16 protein-coding genes are annotated in these 15,643 nt (G+C 48.9%); all 16 read right to left on the bottom strand.

Features of this window, described 5'->3' with window-relative positions:
• Positions 1–34 precede the first annotated feature (34 nt).
• The 16 genes from C1I60_RS16465 to smc all read right to left on the bottom strand — a co-directional run bounded on the left by C1I60_RS16465 (position 35) and on the right by smc (position 15,592).
• On the bottom strand, positions 35–418 hold the full coding sequence (locus C1I60_RS16465) for a YraN family protein (RefSeq protein ID WP_137062705.1): 384 nt from the start codon (positions 416–418) through the stop codon (positions 35–37).
• Positions 418–717, bottom strand: coding sequence for an EscU/YscU/HrcU family type III secretion system export apparatus switch protein (locus C1I60_RS16460; protein ID WP_137062704.1), 300 nt, complete (start codon positions 715–717; stop codon positions 418–420). The genes C1I60_RS16465 and C1I60_RS16460 overlap by 1 nt, the downstream gene beginning before the upstream one ends.
• The gene (locus C1I60_RS16455; protein WP_137062703.1) at positions 714–2,834 is read right to left on the bottom strand and encodes a TP0910 N-terminal domain-containing protein; all 2,121 of its coding nucleotides are present in this window, start codon (positions 2,832–2,834) and stop codon (positions 714–716) included. The genes C1I60_RS16460 and C1I60_RS16455 overlap by 4 nt, the downstream gene beginning before the upstream one ends.
• 214 nt (positions 2,835–3,048) lie before the next feature.
• Positions 3,049–3,717 (bottom strand): ribonuclease HII, encoded by a 669-nt coding sequence (rnhB, locus tag C1I60_RS16450; RefSeq protein ID WP_289306529.1) that lies wholly within the window; start codon positions 3,715–3,717, stop codon positions 3,049–3,051.
• A gap of 173 nt (positions 3,718–3,890) precedes the next feature.
• On the bottom strand, positions 3,891–4,751 hold the full coding sequence (ylqF, locus tag C1I60_RS16445) for a ribosome biogenesis GTPase YlqF (RefSeq protein ID WP_137062701.1): 861 nt from the start codon (positions 4,749–4,751) through the stop codon (positions 3,891–3,893).
• An 87-nt stretch (positions 4,752–4,838) separates the two neighbouring features.
• Complete coding sequence (gene lepB, locus C1I60_RS16440; protein ID WP_044644889.1) at positions 4,839–5,465, bottom strand: signal peptidase I; 627 nt, start codon at positions 5,463–5,465, stop codon at positions 4,839–4,841.
• Positions 5,466–5,566: 101 nt separating this feature from the next.
• Positions 5,567–5,911, bottom strand: coding sequence for a 50S ribosomal protein L19 (gene rplS / locus C1I60_RS16435; RefSeq protein ID WP_010346403.1), 345 nt, complete (start codon positions 5,909–5,911; stop codon positions 5,567–5,569).
• 245 nt (positions 5,912–6,156) lie between these two features.
• On the bottom strand, positions 6,157–6,960 hold the full coding sequence (gene trmD, locus C1I60_RS16430; protein ID WP_137062700.1) for a tRNA (guanosine(37)-N1)-methyltransferase TrmD: 804 nt from the start codon (positions 6,958–6,960) through the stop codon (positions 6,157–6,159).
• Entirely contained in the window at positions 6,960–7,475 is a 516-nt protein-coding gene (gene rimM / locus C1I60_RS16425; protein WP_137062699.1) for a ribosome maturation factor RimM, read from the bottom strand. The genes trmD and rimM overlap by 1 nt, the downstream gene beginning before the upstream one ends.
• Before the next feature lie 97 nt (positions 7,476–7,572).
• A complete protein-coding gene (locus C1I60_RS16420; RefSeq protein WP_013309863.1) occupies positions 7,573–7,803 on the bottom strand; it encodes a KH domain-containing protein in 231 nt (76 codons plus the stop codon).
• 23 nt (positions 7,804–7,826) lie between these two features.
• Positions 7,827–8,099, bottom strand: a complete 273-nt coding sequence (gene rpsP, locus C1I60_RS16415; RefSeq protein WP_014281051.1) for a 30S ribosomal protein S16 — start codon at positions 8,097–8,099, stop codon at positions 7,827–7,829.
• 67 nt (positions 8,100–8,166) lie between these two features.
• A complete protein-coding gene (gene ffh, locus C1I60_RS16410) occupies positions 8,167–9,543 on the bottom strand; it encodes a signal recognition particle protein (RefSeq protein WP_137062698.1) in 1,377 nt (458 codons plus the stop codon).
• Positions 9,544–9,595: 52 nt separating this feature from the next.
• Positions 9,596–9,964 (bottom strand): putative DNA-binding protein, encoded by a 369-nt coding sequence (locus tag C1I60_RS16405; RefSeq protein WP_137062697.1) that lies wholly within the window; start codon positions 9,962–9,964, stop codon positions 9,596–9,598.
• 165 nt (positions 9,965–10,129) lie between these two features.
• Positions 10,130–10,780, bottom strand: coding sequence for a PAQR family membrane homeostasis protein TrhA (gene trhA, locus C1I60_RS16400; RefSeq protein WP_044644895.1), 651 nt, complete (start codon positions 10,778–10,780; stop codon positions 10,130–10,132).
• 187 nt (positions 10,781–10,967) lie between these two features.
• Entirely contained in the window at positions 10,968–11,984 is a 1,017-nt protein-coding gene (ftsY, locus tag C1I60_RS16395; protein WP_137062696.1) for a signal recognition particle-docking protein FtsY, read from the bottom strand.
• 38 nt (positions 11,985–12,022) lie between these two features.
• A complete protein-coding gene (smc, locus tag C1I60_RS16390) occupies positions 12,023–15,592 on the bottom strand; it encodes a chromosome segregation protein SMC (protein WP_137062695.1) in 3,570 nt (1,189 codons plus the stop codon).
• Positions 15,593–15,643: the final 51 nt, after the last annotated feature.

The raw sequence follows: 15,643 nt of genomic DNA, 5'->3' as shown, positions 1-15,643 counted from the left end.
TTCGAAATGAGCCTTCAAAAAATTTACTGTTCTTTTAAAATGCCTCAATTATATGCTCCGTGACGACTGCGGTTTCGTCAATCAATCGTACAGAAATCATATCAAAGCGGATTGGAATATCTCTAATCCCGTTCATATGCAAATAAACAGCAGCTGTCTGGCGAACCTGAGTTATTTTACGTGCAGTGATTGATTCTGCGGGCGTTCCATAATTGGAGCTACTTCGGCTGCGTACTTCAATAAACACGAGAGTATCCTCCCGGGAGGCAATCAGATCCATTTCACCACTACGACATCGCCAGTTACGCTCTATGATACGATACCCCAGATTTTCCAAAAACGAAGCCGCTGCCTGTTCACCCAAAGCTCCTTTGGCTTTTCGTTGATCCTTGCTTCCGGTCCTCATATCGTTCCTCATCAGCTATCATCCCTTGGAGCAAGCTTATCCATTTGATATATATAGGTGAGCACCTCTGCCACCAATTGATATAGCTCAGCAGGAATTTGTTCATCCAAGTCAAGCTTGGACAATACCTCAACCAGTGCGGCATCCTCTTGAACGGGAACGCCGTACTCCTTGGCTTTTTCCAAAATGCTATCCGCAATACGACCACTGCCTTTGGCAACGACGATTGGGGCTTCGCTCTCACCGGGCGTATATTTAAGGGCAACAGCCTTCTTCCTGAAAGGAGAAGGAGCCTCCAACGGCTCTTTCATATTTTAAGATCGACTCCTTTATACGGCTGAGGCACATAGCTCTGTACCTCCGAAAAGACCATACCTTTGCTCTCCTGTTCAGTCCTTACTGGCATCGGTTCGGTTCGAAGCGTTAAAAGCTGATAGCCTATCGATTCCAGCGCCGTATGAATGGATTCACGCCCGCTGGTCAACAGCGAAGCGACCCAATCCTGATCGTTATGGAGCTTGAGGCTCACAATCCGGTCCACGACTTGCACATCCACCAATGTCGGGCCGAGCGCCTTCATCTCCAAGTCAAACCAAAGTCGGCAGTTGGATGCATCCAGCTCTCCGCGTTTACCGCGTCGAGACTGAATCTGAATCGTAGCTGTTTCACGACCATCCGGACCGACAAATGGAATAAACATGTGTACCTGTGCAAAAGGGGCCGTCCGGTCCGTATTCAGCAGCAGCTGCTGACCCGTCAGGTGCTGCACGACCTGCTGCGCCGCCTCTTTCAGCGCGGGCGGCAAGTCATCGCTGCTCATCAATTGGAGCAGCGCTCCTTTCACGGTGTCGGCGTCCGCTGACACCGCACCGCCCGCCGCTGCCACTAATCCCGGCAGCGGCTGCGCTCCTTCCGGCGGCTCCATACGGGCCGCCGCCGTTCCCTGCGCGGTCTGTGCAGCCGCGCGATGTACCTGCTGCTCGTGCTCTGCACCGAGCAGCTTCAGCACACGGCCCACCCACGGATCCTCCGTGGGGGTGAGCTGCGTGCTGGACGGCACGGCCGCCGCTGGCTGGGTAGCAGCGGTGTCCGTAGCCCGCTGAGCGCCAGCCGCAAGCTGCGGCGCTTCTGCGGCGGGCTGCTCCGGCGCAGCCGTGCCCAGCGCGGGCGGCACCGCCGCGCGCAGCTCTTGCAGCAGCGTGCGCAGCCGCTGGAGAGGCGCCTCCGGTGTGGCCGAGTTGCCCGCAGCGGCCTGCGGCGCGGCGGTGCGGTCGGCCGCAGTGGCGGTTGCAGCGGGCTTCGCCCCGGCAGGCTCTGCCGTTGTCGCCGCTGGAGCGCCGTCGGTGCCCTTAGGCTGCTGTGTACCCGCTGTAGCAGCTTGCGGCTGCTCCGCTCCGGCGCGTGAAGCCCTCAATACATCAGCGGCCGATTCAGGCGCATTTACACCAGAATCCGCCACCAGGTCCGTGGCTATAGCTCCACGCCCATTAGCTACAGCTGATTCTCCCGAAGCAGCCCCTTTAGCTACAGATGCAGCAGTTCCAGTCGGTGCATCCATGTCTGTCGCCGAGGCGCCCGCTTCACCGACCATAGCAGCAAGATTTGCTGCCTGAGTCCCTTTCAGCGTCTCCTTGCCTCCTGCTGCCTGTGCCGCTTCTGACTGCTTTGTAGCAACAGCAGCGGCATCTTTGGACAATACAGGAACTTGGCCTTCTGGTGCATCTGCAACAACAGCTGAAGAAACGCCTGATGGAGCAGAGGACGTTCGATCAGCCCACTTTGCAGCTGTTGCTTCTCCCGCCATACGGTCGGCTGATGCTCCCTGTCCTTGCTGCTTGAATACTGCTTCAAGCTGCTGCTCCAGCGAAGACAAAAGATCATTTAAAGGAGGGCCAAACATCGCCTGTCGCAAACCGTTTATACTTTCCGCCGTCAATGGCAATCCACGTTGAAAGGCAACCGCTGCTGCCTGCACAAACGTCTCCATTTGTAATTTTCCTGGCTGCTTCGCCAAAGCGTCCCGTAAAGAAGCCGCATTTTCCGATGTCAACGGTACGCCATTCTTTTGCATCGCCTGTATCAGTTCCCTGTTCTGCGCTGTATCTGGTAGTCCCACCGAATCCAGTACGTCTGCCAGCGCTACAGTCTGCTGCCCTGTATTGGCTGCATCGTTCAAAGGCTTAAGCACAGTCATCCCGCTGGGTGAGGCTGGCTGGACCTGAAGTAATGTGGACTGGCCAGGTTGAAGAGGGGTTTCCAGCTTGGCTCTCACCTGGGAGCCTTGGATTTGCAACACAGCCTCACCGCCGTCCTCGGACACTTTTAATACGACACCTCGCACGACTTGACCTGGCTGCATATCAAGCTTTTTAGCCTCTCCCGCCTTCACATCACCAAGTAATCCTCGAAATACAGATCCGATATTCATAGGGTCCCTCCTCTCTTCATGCCCCATATTCAAAGGGGTTTATTTATTAGGTCAGGATTTTGCAAAATTCAATTCCAGCCGCTCCAAAGTAGCAATATATAGACGAACGAAATCATTTCAATCTATATATTGTCGATTACAGGTTGCTTTCCGGATTTTTGCAAAATCCTTAGGTATACATTATATCGGCACAGTCCCGACTCATAATAAGTATTTACAGGTCAAACAACGTCGGTTGCTCGATCAACAAATTACCAAGAAAGCTACGTCTATGCATTGCAGTAGCCCCCAGCGCCAAAATTTGTTCCCGATGCAGCTTGGTAGCGTAACCTTTATGTATGCCAATCCCATATTCCGGGTACTTTGCATCCCATTCACCTTTGCACAGTCGATCACGGGTTACCTTGGCAATGATAGAAGCCGCAGCAATAGATTGGCTATTCGCATCTCCTTTAATAATAGAGAGTTGGGGAATAGACAAGTCCACCTTTTCTGCATCTACAAGCATATAATCAGGAGATACCTGCAATGCCTCAACTGCCTGCTTCATCGCCAAACGAGCTGCCTGTTTAATATTGATGGCATCAATCGTTTGTGCGTCAACATACCCGATTCCTACGGCAATGGCCTTCTCCATAATCAGCTCATAGTAGGTTTCCCTCTTCTTGTCCGTCAGCTTTTTGGAATCATCTACACCCTCCAGCAGCTCACCGTTCGGCAAAATGACCGCCGCAGCCACAACATCCCCGAATAAACATCCTCGGCCTACCTCATCAATGCCAGCGATGCGCTCATAGGATTGCTCCCAGCACTCTTTTTCATAGCGCAGCATGTCCGTTACCGCTTTTTCTTCCATACTCCATACCCGCCTATCTCTATGTATTTTAAGTTCTGCATAATTTAATTCAGCTTAACACAGACCTGTCCATCCCAAAACCCCTTTAGTTAACCTACCTTCACATACCAAAAAACCTTCCTCTCTCCGAAGAGATGGGGAAGGTTCTTCCTTGCCAAACTATGCTATGCGGTGTATCCGATACATCAGGCAGAATCGAATCAGTAAGGAGCTTCCAAACTGAAACGTCCCAGCTTACCTGCACGCAGCTCACGTAAAATGATTTTTGACGACTTTTCGAGATCTACACGTCCACCGCTGACAATACAGCCGCGTTTACGTCCAATCGCTTCCATGACACTAACAATTTCATCGGCATTTTCCGTATCCTCGGGACGTTCAGTCAGCTCAAAACGTGCTGCCAGCTCATCCCAGTAATATTGAACCAAATATTTTGTCGCGAAAAAAGCGATATCCTCAACATTCAAAATTTCTTCCTTGATCGCACCTGTAACCGCCAGACGATAACCAACATTCTGATCCTCAAATTTGGGCCACAAAATACCCGGTGTATCCAGTAGCTCAATTTCACCAATCTTGATCCATTGCTGTGCTTTCGTCACTCCCGGACGGTCGCCCGTAGCTGCAATGCTACGTCCTGCCATACGATTGATCAGGGTCGATTTACCGACATTCGGTATACCAACAATCAAAGCACGCATAGGCCGTGGGTTCATACCTTTAGAAATCTGCCGATCTATCTTTTCCTTGAGCAACAACTTGGCCTGAACCGGAATTTCTTTCATTCCTGTACCTGTTGTAGCATCCACCTGAAAAGCGATATGCCCTTGCTCCTTAAAGTAGGCAATCCACTGCTGTGATACGACCGGGTCTGCCAAATCTGCCTTGTTTAAAATAATCATTCGCGGCTTGCCCTGCAAAATATCATCAATCATTGGATTCCGGCTGGAAAGCGGCAACCGAGCATCAATCAGCTCAATTACCAAATCAATCAGCTTTAATTTTGCTTCAATTTGGCGGCGCGCTCTGGTCATATGACCAGGAAACCATTGAATCGTCACCGTCATCACCTCATTGATCGTAACTCCTAACGTTCCCCCTAAGGTTAATCGTCAGGATTACGGCAGCTATGCTGCATATTAGTTGTTCTAGTGGTTAATCCACTTCATATCCTTCACCGGCCAGAAAATAACATCAGCACGACCGACGACTTCCTTCAAATCAATATACCCAATCATCCGACTGTCGGTACTGTTGGAACGATTATCCCCCATAACAAAAATATGTCCTGCCGGAACTTTACCATCCTTAAAATTTTCATTTGGGAAATTTGTAAACTTGTTGTAAAGCTCACCATTTTGATGCGCTTCCTCCACTGGAGCTTTCAAGTAAGGCTCCTGAATAGGTTTACCATTCACCGTAATCGTGTCACCTTCTACCTTAACCGTGTCGCCCTCAACGGCAATGACACGCTTTATGAAGTCTCTTCCCTCATCCGGCACATGAAACACGATCACCTCTCCCGGTTTTGGGGAACGGAAATCATACAAAATTTCATTTACAATGACACGTTCTCCGGTATGAAAGTTTGGCTGCATCGACGGGCCATCCACAATAAACGGCTTAAAAAGAAACCAACGGATTAAAAAAACCAACACTAACGCGATAACGATGGCCTTGATCCACTCAAAAATCTCATTTTTCGGTTTACGCTTGGGTGTACCATCCTGTTCAGTCGGATGCTGTATAGCTCCTTGACCTACTTCTTGCTCCATAGCTCACTGTCCTCTCTTTACGGTCAATAATCCACAGTTCCCTATGTACGTAGAAAAAACGAAAGGAGCTTGTAATCAAGCCCCTTTCGTTATTCGTTGTATTAACGACGAATTTCTTTAATTCTCGCTGCTTTACCGCGCAGTTCACGAAGATAATAAAGCTTCGCACGACGCACTTTACCACGGCGAGCCACGTCGATTTTATCGATTTTCGGGGAATGAAGCGGGAAAGTTCTTTCCACACCTACACCGTAAGAAATTTTACGAACTGTAAAAGTCTCACTGATTCCACCACCACGGCGTTTAATTACAACACCTTCAAACAACTGGATACGCTCACGAGTTCCCTCAATAACTTTCACGTGCACTTTCAAAGTGTCACCGGGACGAAAGTTAGGCAAATCTTTACGCAGTTGTTCTTCAGTGATCGCTTGGACGATATTCATCTATGACTCCCTCCTTCCGTACAGGTGTTCATGCATCTTCTGGAAACACATCCGTTTCCTTCATCATCCACAGAGGACCACCGTATTACACACAACAGATGTATTGTATCATGGAGGATACCGCATTGCAACAAGAAAAAGGGATTTGACCAAACATTATATTTAATTAATTACATTATAAAACAGGTTAGCCCTGCTTTCAAATCCACTCATTGCTAAAGCTCTTCAATACACTCTTCCCATGATCAATCCATCTTGCGCTGTTCCTCTATCCATACCCGTTCCTTGCTTGTCAATTCAGCCTGCTCCAGCAGATCCGGTCGACGTTCCATCGTACGACGCAGCGCCTCCTGTCGTCTCCAGGCATCAATATTAACATGATGTCCTGACAACAGCACCCCTGGTACCTTCCAGCCCCGAAACTCAGCAGGTCTCGTATAATGCGGGTACTCGAGCAGACCCGTACTGAAAGAGTCCGTTATCGCACTCGTTTCATTGCCCAGCACTCCAGGCAGCAACCGTGCCACACTATCTATAGCGACCATAGCGGGCAGTTCCCCACCAGTCAACACATAATCTCCGATAGAAAGCTCATCCGTCACCAAATACTCGCGAATACGCTCATCATAGCCCTCATAATGCCCGCATATAAAAATAAGATGGTCCTCTTTAGCAAGCTCCTCCGCTTTCTTTTGCGTAAAAGTCTCACCTTGCGGACACATCAAAATAATACGCGGAGCTTTCAAACCTGCACTCAACCCGGCCTCTTCACCTTGAACAACTTCGTCTGTGTTCCCTAATATGGTTGGATGCTCTGCTTCATCCAATAACGTCTCCACCGCAGTGAAAATCGGGTCAGGCTTCAATACCATCCCGCCCCCGCCACCATAGGGTGTATCATCCACTTGACCATGCTTGTTCCCGGCATATTGGCGAAAATTAACCGCTTGCAGTGATATGATTCCCTTTTCCCTTGCTTTTCCCAGAATGCTTGCATTAAATACACCTTCAAACATTTCGGGAAACAGGGTCAGCACATCCACCCGCATTACAGTAGTCCTTCCATCAACCGTACCGTAACCCGTTTTTCAGGCACGTTTACATCCAAAATGACATTTTCTATATACGGCAATAGCAGTTCCTTGTCATCGGGCATTGTGACTACCCATACATCGTTCGCTCCTGGTGTCAAAATCTCTTTCACTACACCAAGCTTTTCTCCGTCTTCTGTCACTACTTCCAGGCCAACAACTTCATGAAAATAGAACTCATTTTCCTCTAGTTCACCTAGCCGTTCAGCGGATACCTTCAATAAACTGCCTTTATACTTTTCAACATCATTGATGTTGTGATATTCCTTGAATTTGGCTACAACCATATTTTTTTGAAAACGTGCTGTTTCAATAGTTACAGGGATCGGCGCTTTACCATCCGCAGGAATGATCAACAGCTCACTGCCTTTGGCAAAACGATCCTCCGGGAAATCAGTCGTCGTTAATATTTTAAGCTCGCCGCGGATTCCGTGTGTATTCACAATTTTCCCGACATTAAAGAATTGCTGCATCATGTTCCTCCTGCATATAATCGGTCCCGCTCCATATTATCTTCATCATGTACGAAAAAGGGTTAGGACATACATCCTAACCCACTTTCGTATATCTTTAAGATATGATGTCTACGGTAACCCGTTTATCCATCTTAACGGCTGCTGATGCAACCACAGTGCGAAGCGCCTTGGCGATACGACCCTGCTTGCCAATGATTTTGCCTACATCCTCAGGATGCACGCTAAGCTCATATACGACAAGCCGATCCTTCTCCAAGGTCTTCACGGTTACATCTTCCGGATGATCGACTAAAGCCTTAGCAATGATTATCACTAATTCTTCCATGGTTGACCCTCCGCATCAGCACCTTATTTCTGTTGTTTAAGCTCATGAAACTTTTTCATTACGCCCGCTTTGCTAAGCAAGTTGCGGACTGTATCGGATGCTTGTGCACCATCTTGCAACCATTTCAACGCTTTATCTTCATCAATTTTTACAACTGCTGGTACTGTAATAGGGTTGTAATAACCGATTTCTTCGATAAAACGACCGTCACGCGGGGAACGGGAATCCGATACCACGACGCGATAGAAAGGAGCTTTATGTGCACCCATACGTTTCAGACGAATACGAACTGCCACGAAAATTCACCTCCTTCAAAAAGTAGACTGTATATTGTTATCCTATAATTCCAACGGCCTATTGGCCTTAACGGAAAGGAAACTTCATACCTTTACCCATACCCTTCAACTGCTTCAGGGCTTTGTTTTTGCCACCCTTGGGTCCCATCATGTCTGAGAACTGCTTCATCATGCGCCGCATTTCATCAAATTGCTTGATCAGGCGGTTTACCTCAGCCAGTGATGTTCCACTGCCTACAGCAATCCGTTTGCGGCGGCTATGATTAATCATGTCCGGGTTTTTCTTTTCTTGTGTGGTCATGGAATGAACGATAGCCTCAATCCGGCCCATCTGCTTGTCATCCACTTTGACGTCTTTCATTTGCTTCATGTTGCCCATGCCGGGAATCATATCGAGAATCTGGTCGATCGGGCCAAGCTTTTTAACTTGGTCCATCTGCTCTAGAAAATCTTCGAAGGTAAATTCAGCATTGCGCATTTTCCGTTCCATTTCCTTCGCCTTATCAGCGTCGATATTGGATTGCGCTTTTTCAATCAGGGACAACATGTCGCCCATACCCAAAATCCGTGAAGCCATTCGTTCCGGATGAAACGGCTCCATCGCATCCAGCTTTTCACCCAATGTAGCGAACTTGATCGGGCATCCGGTCACAGCCTTAACCGACAAGGCCGCACCACCGCGGGTATCGCCGTCCAGCTTCGTTAGTACAACCCCTGTTAACTCCAAGCTAGTGTTAAAGTGCTCCGCGACGTTTACCGCATCCTGACCTGTCATGCTGTCAACAACCAGCAGAACTTCGTCAGGATTCACATTCGCATGAATCTGGCGCAACTCTTCCATAAGCTCTTCATCCACGTGAAGACGACCGGCAGTATCTATAATAACGTAGTCATTACCGTTATCCTTGGCATGCTGTAAGCCCTGCTTTGCAATCTCCACCGGGCTTGTCTGATCACCAAGCGTAAATACAGGAGCGTTGATCTGCTCACCAAGTACCTGTAGCTGCTTGATCGCAGCCGGTCTATATATATCACCAGCTACAAGCAATGGGCGATGATTTTGCTTTTGCAGCAACTTCGCCAGCTTACCGGATGTCGTCGTCTTACCTGCGCCCTGGAGACCCACCATCATAATGACCGTAGGCGGTTTGTTTGCCTTGGCAAGCTTGGCTTGACTGCCACCCATCAACTCGGTCAGTTCCTTGTTCACGATGTCGATGATTACCATACCTGGTGTAAAGCTGTCCATCACTTCCTTGCCAACGGATTTCTCCTTCACCTTGGCAATAAAGTCCTTTACAACCTTGAAGTTAACGTCCGCCTCCAGCAAAGCTAATCGTACTTCGCGCATCGCCTGAGCTACATCATCCTCAGACACTTTTCCTTTGCCGCGCAGTTTGCTAAATACATTTTGCAAGCGGGTCGATAATCCTTCAAATGCCATGTTTTCGCACCTCCTTGTCTACCAGGGTTGTTTATTCACTAATCTATATGACCTACAATTCCTGCAGGCGATTTACAATTTGATGAATATGTTGCAAAGTGCCTTCATCGGGTTCACCGATTTTACCGAAGGTCTCATACAACGCCGTATTTAGTTCTTCCAGGTCTCGGCTTCTACGCTCGTGTTTATGGAGCAATCCGAGCTTTTCCTCATACATTTCCAGCACCTGCTCGGCACGTTTAATATGCTCATACACGGCCTGACGGCTAATTTCAAATTCCGAAGCAATCTCTCCCAGAGAAAAATCGTCATGGAAGTAATATTTCAAAAACATCTGTTGCTTCTCCGTAAGCAGAGGTTCATAGAAGTCAAACAGTCGGTTAATCCGGTTTGTCTTTTCCAGCCGATTCTCCTGACTCATCGCGTATACCTCCATCGTCAAGGAAAAACACTTTACAGTTCTTTTCAACGATCCTTATCATACATAAAAGAAAAGAAGATGTCAAGCGTTATCCCTTGTCAACCAAAAAAAAGCCGATTTACTGCCCTTAACGGAAGTACGAATCGGCTTTTTGCCTACTAGGGTTTAAACTCTTACCGGAGTAAGATACAGCAGAACAGCCAGAAAATGAAGTATGCTGCCTGCCAGCACAAACAGATGCCAGATCGCGTGATGATACGGAAACGCCCGCCACACATAGAAGATTGTGCCCAGCGTATACATTAGACCGCCCAGGAACAATAGCGTCATGCCCCCGGCGGGAACAGCCGCCACCAGCGGGTTCCAGGCAATCGTGATGAGCCAGCCCATCACGATGTAGAACACGGTAGACATGAACAGGAAGCGCTTGGTGAAGAATGCCTTGAATAGCACACCAAACAGGGCGATTCCCCAAATAACGCCAAACAGCGTCCAGCCTAATGTCCCGCGCAGTGCAACGAGCATAAACGGGGTGTAGCTGCCTGCAATGAACAGGTAAATGCAAGAATGATCGAATATTTCGAACAAATCCTTCAATTTTCCTTCGCGCAGACTATGAAGCAACGTGGAATTGGTGTACAACAGCAGCATCGTAATTCCGTAAATCGTGAAACTGACGACATGCCAAGTGGTCCCTTTCAAGCTTGCAAAAACAATGAGCAGCACAAGTGCCGCCACACTTAAAACGGCTCCAATTCCATGTGTGATCGCATTGGCTATTTCTTCCCTGCGGGAATAAGTATAGGTATTCGCCATTGGTTCTTCACCCGGCTTCCTGTGAAATATTTTTACATCCAAAAAAATTCATATCCGGCGCCGACAGACCCTTTTCTTTCATTATACATCCCTGTGATCTCACGCAGCAACCAGACCCTACTTAGCCCCAGACCTGGCAGGCCTTAAGAACAAAAAAAAGCCTCATCCAACCTTACAACAAACCTGATTAAGCCTGTTCTTCCTCACCCGGAGCGGTTTCATCTATGCCTTCTTCCTGAATCAAACCAGCGAACAACGCGTGAACGAATTGCTCGGAATCAAATGGCTGGAGATCATTCACCTTTTCACCCAATCCCACCAGCTTCACCGGCAAATTCAGCTCTTGGCGAATCGCCACGACAATGCCGCCCTTCGCTGTACCATCCAGCTTCGTCAGTACCAGCCCGGTTACGCCGCTTTTCTCGCCAAACATTTTGGCTTGATTGAGCGCATTTTGTCCAGTCGTCGCATCAAGTACCAGCAATACTTCATGAGGAGCATCTGGAATTTCGCGCTGGATCACGCGGAAAATCTTGTTCAGCTCCTCCATCAGATTGCTTTTATTCTGGAGACGTCCTGCGGTATCACACAGTAGCACATCCACCTGACGCTGCTTGGCAGCCTGTACCGCATCAAACATAACCGCGGCTGGATCAGAGCCGGATTGCTGCTTAATGACCTCTACACCAGCCCGTTCACCCCATACCTCCAGCTGCTCAATTGCGCCAGCACGGAACGTATCCCCGGCAGCCAGCAGCACTTTTTTACCCTCTTGTTTAAAGCGATGGGCCAGCTTACCAATGGTAGTTGTTTTGCCAACACCGTTGACGCCAACAAACAGGATAACCGTAATCCCGTCAGAGCTCATCTGGAGTTGGCTGTTGTCATTGCCCCGCAGTAGCTCAGACAGCTTTTCCGATAATACAGGCTGTAGCTCGGATGCATCCTCGATTTTGCGTTTTTTCACTTCTACCCGAAGGTCTTCAATGAGGTTCATAACGGTGTTGACGCCAACATCGGCACCAATCAGAATCTCTTCCAGCTCCTCATAAAACTCCTCATCAATCTTCTTGCGGCGAATCATCAGATCCGATACTTTTTCAACAAACCCTTTGCGTGTTTTTTCCAGACCGTCCTTGAACTGTTTGGTGACGGACTCGGTTTTGCTTGCAATGCTTTCCTTCAATTTCCTAAAGAAACTCATAGGTTCCCTCCGTTGATCTGAAAGTATGTTATTTTATGTCAGGCAATCTCGGCTTCATCGTTGTCCAGCTTGACGGATACGAGCTTGGAAACTCCGCCTTCCTCCATCGTAACCCCATATAGCACATCAGCTTCTTCCATCGTTCCCTTGCGATGTGTAACTACAATGAACTGCGTCTGCTCGGAGAACTCTCGTAAATATTGGGCAAAACGCACCACATTAGCTTCATCCAGAGCGGCCTCCACTTCATCCAGCACACAGAATGGGACAGGCTTGACATGTAAAATGGCAAACAATAGCGCCATCGCCGTTAACGCCCGCTCGCCTCCTGACAGTAGTTGCAGGTTTTGCAGCTTTTTGCCTGGCGGTTGAGCCACAATATCAATTCCCGTCTCTAGCATGCGTTCCGGGTCAATGAGCACCAGATCAGCACGTCCGCCCCCGAACAGCTTGGAGAACACCGTACCAAATTCGCGGCGGATGGCATCGAACGTGGCTTTGAAGCGTTTGGACATTTCATCGTCCATTTCACGAATAACCTGATAGAGTGTTGTCTTGGCTTCCACAAGATCAGACTTCTGCTCATCCAGAAACGTATAACGCTCATGCACGCGCTGGTATTCCTCAATGGCCCCCAGGTTTACTTCACCCAGCGCAGATATACCGCGTTTGAGCCTTTGCACCTCAGCCTGCGTACCTTCGATATCTTCCGGTATCGGATAACGCTGCTTGGCCAGCTCATAGCTCAGTTCATAGTCATCACTTAATTTTTTCAGGACATTCTCAAGCTCTACATCAAGCCGATTCACTCCGATTTCGGTCTGACGGAGCTGTTCCTCGACCGACTTGAGCTGAATACGCTGCTCTTTCGTCTCGTTTTCGGCCACTTCCAGCTTTTTGGACAAGCTGTTGCGTGCAGCACGCTTAAATTCCAATTGCTGCGAAGCCTCTGCCTTTTTAAGCCGATATTGATTGAGATTTTCAATTTGCTTCACGCTTTCCTGCTCATTGGTCAGCAGATCAGCTTCGATGGAAGCAAGTAAGGTCTTGTTCTGTCTCGAATCCTTGCCAAGGGTATCATAATCGCCCCGTAATCTACGCAGTTGCTCTTCCAGTGAAAAACGCTCCTGATCCAGCTTTCCTTCTCTTACCTTGAGATTCGTAAGCTCTCCCTGTAGCTGCTCTTTGGCAGATTCGTTAGCCTTACGGGCAAATTCAGCGGCATGGATAGCCTGGTGGGTTTTCTTCTCTTCTTCCTCCAACGCAGCTAATTTCAGCAACGCCTCTTCACGGGAAGCTTCCAACTCCTTGATCTCCTGATCAAAGCCCTTCTTCTCCTGGCCAGATGCAGCCACCTGCTCCAGAACATGACGAAGCTCATGCTCCAATTGCTTGAGCTCCATTGCTGCCTGCTGCTCTTCGCCGCGCTTCACATCGCCGCCCTGACGCAGCTCGTCCAAACGAGTCTGTGTCTCTTCCAACTGACGTTTTGTATCTACCGTGCTCTGACGCAGCCTTGCAATTTGTTGCTCCGTATCGATAATATCCTGATCCAGCTGATCCAACTGACGTTTACGTCCAAGCAGGTTGGCATTTTTCTTGAATTGGCTACCACCTGTCATGGAACCACCTGCATTGACAACATCGCCTTCCAGCGTCACGACGCGATATCTATATTGACAACGAGCCGCAATACGGTTCGCATCTTCCAGCGTACGGGCAATAACCACATTTCCCAGAAGGCTGCCTACAATGCCAGCATACCGTTCATCATACTGAACAAGATCCGCACCGATTCCGACAAAACCCTCGGCCCCTTCCACGATTTGGCGTTCACCCGCCCCAATTTGACGCGGACGGATAACATCCATAGGCAAAAATGTCGCTCTGCCCAGCTGACGCTGCTTCAAAAAGCTGATCGCCTGTCTGGACACCGATTCATTTTCCATCACGATATGCTGCACCGAGGCACCTAGAGCCGTTTCCATCGCCTGCTCCAAATGCTCAGGTACACGGATCAGCTCTGCTACCGCCCCATGCACACCATGTAGGGTTTCTTTACGGGCTGCTTTCAATACTTCTTTAACACCCAGCATAAAGCCGTCGAAGTCATCCTGCATTTCCTTCATCGTATCTCGCCGTGAAATTTGGGCCTCTCGTTTTTGCTCCCATTTGCGGACAGTGCCCTGGCTTTCTTCCAGCAGCTTTTGCAGTGACTGGTATTTTTCGCTCCCCTGAATATATCCGCTACGCAAGCTGCTGATTTCCTGACCCAGTTTCTGCACAGCCGCTTCCAAACCCTTTTTACGCTGTTCCAGTTCAGCTTGCTGCGCTTCCCATTTACCGGATTCGTCACTTACACGAGTCACTCGCCGTTCTAACGCTTCCTTCTGCTGGTCGGTATAACGGATTTCGTTACGTGCCTGTGCCATCTGATTCATCAGCTCCAGCAGTCCGCCCTTCAGGCTTTCCTCCTGCTCCTGACTGATTCCACCTGTGACACCAATCAGCTTCGCCTCTTCGTCGGATAGCCGTTCACGTAGCTCATCAAGCTCGACGGTCAACGCAGATAGTTTTTCGTTTAGTAGATCCAGCTCACTTTTACGCTCGGAATGACGTGATTCGCTCGTGCTGAGCGATAAAATGAGCTGCTCCCGATTTGCCTCCAAATTGCGTGTGCGCTCTTTCAACAGTTCGCCGTAGCCTTCGCTCTTTTCCGTAGCTTCACTGTACTGCAACAGATCACTTTGCAGACGTTCCACTTGCTCCTCCAGCTGACGCAGCTCGTTGCGATCACTCTCCAGCATCGCGTCATGACGGGACACCACCGTAGACAGCTGTAGCTGCTCCTGCTGCAACAAAGCCAGCTTGGAAGTCGCATCGCTCCACGAGGTATGAATCTGTTCAATCTGATGGACATACATCGAAATTTCCTTTGATTTCAGCTCACCCCGCAGCTCCTTATAGTGGATCGCCTTTTCCGATTGCTCCTTGAGCGGTCCGATCTGATCCTCCAGCTCACTGACCAAATCATGAATACGAAGCAAATTTTGCTCCGTGTCATCCAACTTGCGAACTGCATCTTTTTTACGTGATTTGTATTTCACGATACCTGACGCTTCCTCAAAAATCCCCCGGCGGTCCTCGGAACGAGTGCTCAAGATCTCTTCAATGCGCCCCTGTCCTATAATGGAATAAGCTTCTTTACCAATACCTGTATCCATAAAAAGCTCAGTAATATCTCGGAGTCTGCATGATTGTCGGTTAATGAAATATTCACTATCTCCACTGCGATGCACACGCCGTGTAACCGTGACTTCGCCAAAATCAAGAGGCAACGCCTGATCCTCATTATCCAGCGTAAGCGACACCTCGCCGTAATTAACAGCCTTACGAGCATCACTACCCGCAAAAATAATGTCCTCCATTTTACCGCCGCGCAGTGATTTGGCGCTCTGTTCACCCAGCACCCAGCGAATACCGTCGGATATATTACTTTTTCCGCTTCCGTTAGGTCCGACGACCGCTGTAATGCCGCGGACAAATTCCATCTCCGTTTTATCTGCAAACGATTTGAAGCCCGCCAGCTCAATGCGCTTTAAAAACATACTCAATCTCACCTCTAACATTTAAATATGCTTGTACAACACCGTTTACCC

Origin of the sequence: Paenibacillus terrae (genome assembly GCF_005217525.1) — a bacterium.
In the GTDB taxonomy this organism is placed as follows: domain Bacteria; phylum Bacillota; class Bacilli; order Paenibacillales; family Paenibacillaceae; genus Paenibacillus; species Paenibacillus terrae_C.
The sequence above is the reverse complement of the archived record's forward strand: the minus strand, read 5'-3'. Positions and strand labels throughout refer to the sequence as shown.

Coding starts and splice junctions, on each gene's coding strand:
- C1I60_RS16465 (WP_137062705.1), bottom strand. CDS start 418: ATGAGGAACGATATGAGGACCGGAAGCAAGGATCAACGAAAAGCCAAA.
- C1I60_RS16460 (WP_137062704.1), bottom strand. CDS start 717: ATGAAAGAGCCGTTGGAGGCTCCTTCTCCTTTCAGGAAGAAGGCTGTT.
- C1I60_RS16455 (WP_137062703.1), bottom strand. CDS start 2,834: ATGAATATCGGATCTGTATTTCGAGGATTACTTGGTGATGTGAAGGCG.
- lepB (WP_044644889.1), bottom strand. CDS start 5,465: ATGGAGCAAGAAGTAGGTCAAGGAGCTATACAGCATCCGACTGAACAG.
- rplS (WP_010346403.1), bottom strand. CDS start 5,911: ATGAATATCGTCCAAGCGATCACTGAAGAACAACTGCGTAAAGATTTG.
- trmD (WP_137062700.1), bottom strand. CDS start 6,960: ATGCGGGTGGATGTGCTGACCCTGTTTCCCGAAATGTTTGAAGGTGTA.
- rimM (WP_137062699.1), bottom strand. CDS start 7,475: ATGCAGCAATTCTTTAATGTCGGGAAAATTGTGAATACACACGGAATC.
- C1I60_RS16420 (WP_013309863.1), bottom strand. CDS start 7,803: ATGGAAGAATTAGTGATAATCATTGCTAAGGCTTTAGTCGATCATCCG.
- ffh (WP_137062698.1), bottom strand. CDS start 9,543: ATGGCATTTGAAGGATTATCGACCCGCTTGCAAAATGTATTTAGCAAA.
- C1I60_RS16405 (WP_137062697.1), bottom strand. CDS start 9,964: ATGAGTCAGGAGAATCGGCTGGAAAAGACAAACCGGATTAACCGACTG.
- trhA (WP_044644895.1), bottom strand. CDS start 10,780: ATGGCGAATACCTATACTTATTCCCGCAGGGAAGAAATAGCCAATGCG.
- ftsY (WP_137062696.1), bottom strand. CDS start 11,984: ATGAGTTTCTTTAGGAAATTGAAGGAAAGCATTGCAAGCAAAACCGAG.
- smc (WP_137062695.1), bottom strand. CDS start 15,592: ATGTTTTTAAAGCGCATTGAGCTGGCGGGCTTCAAATCGTTTGCAGAT.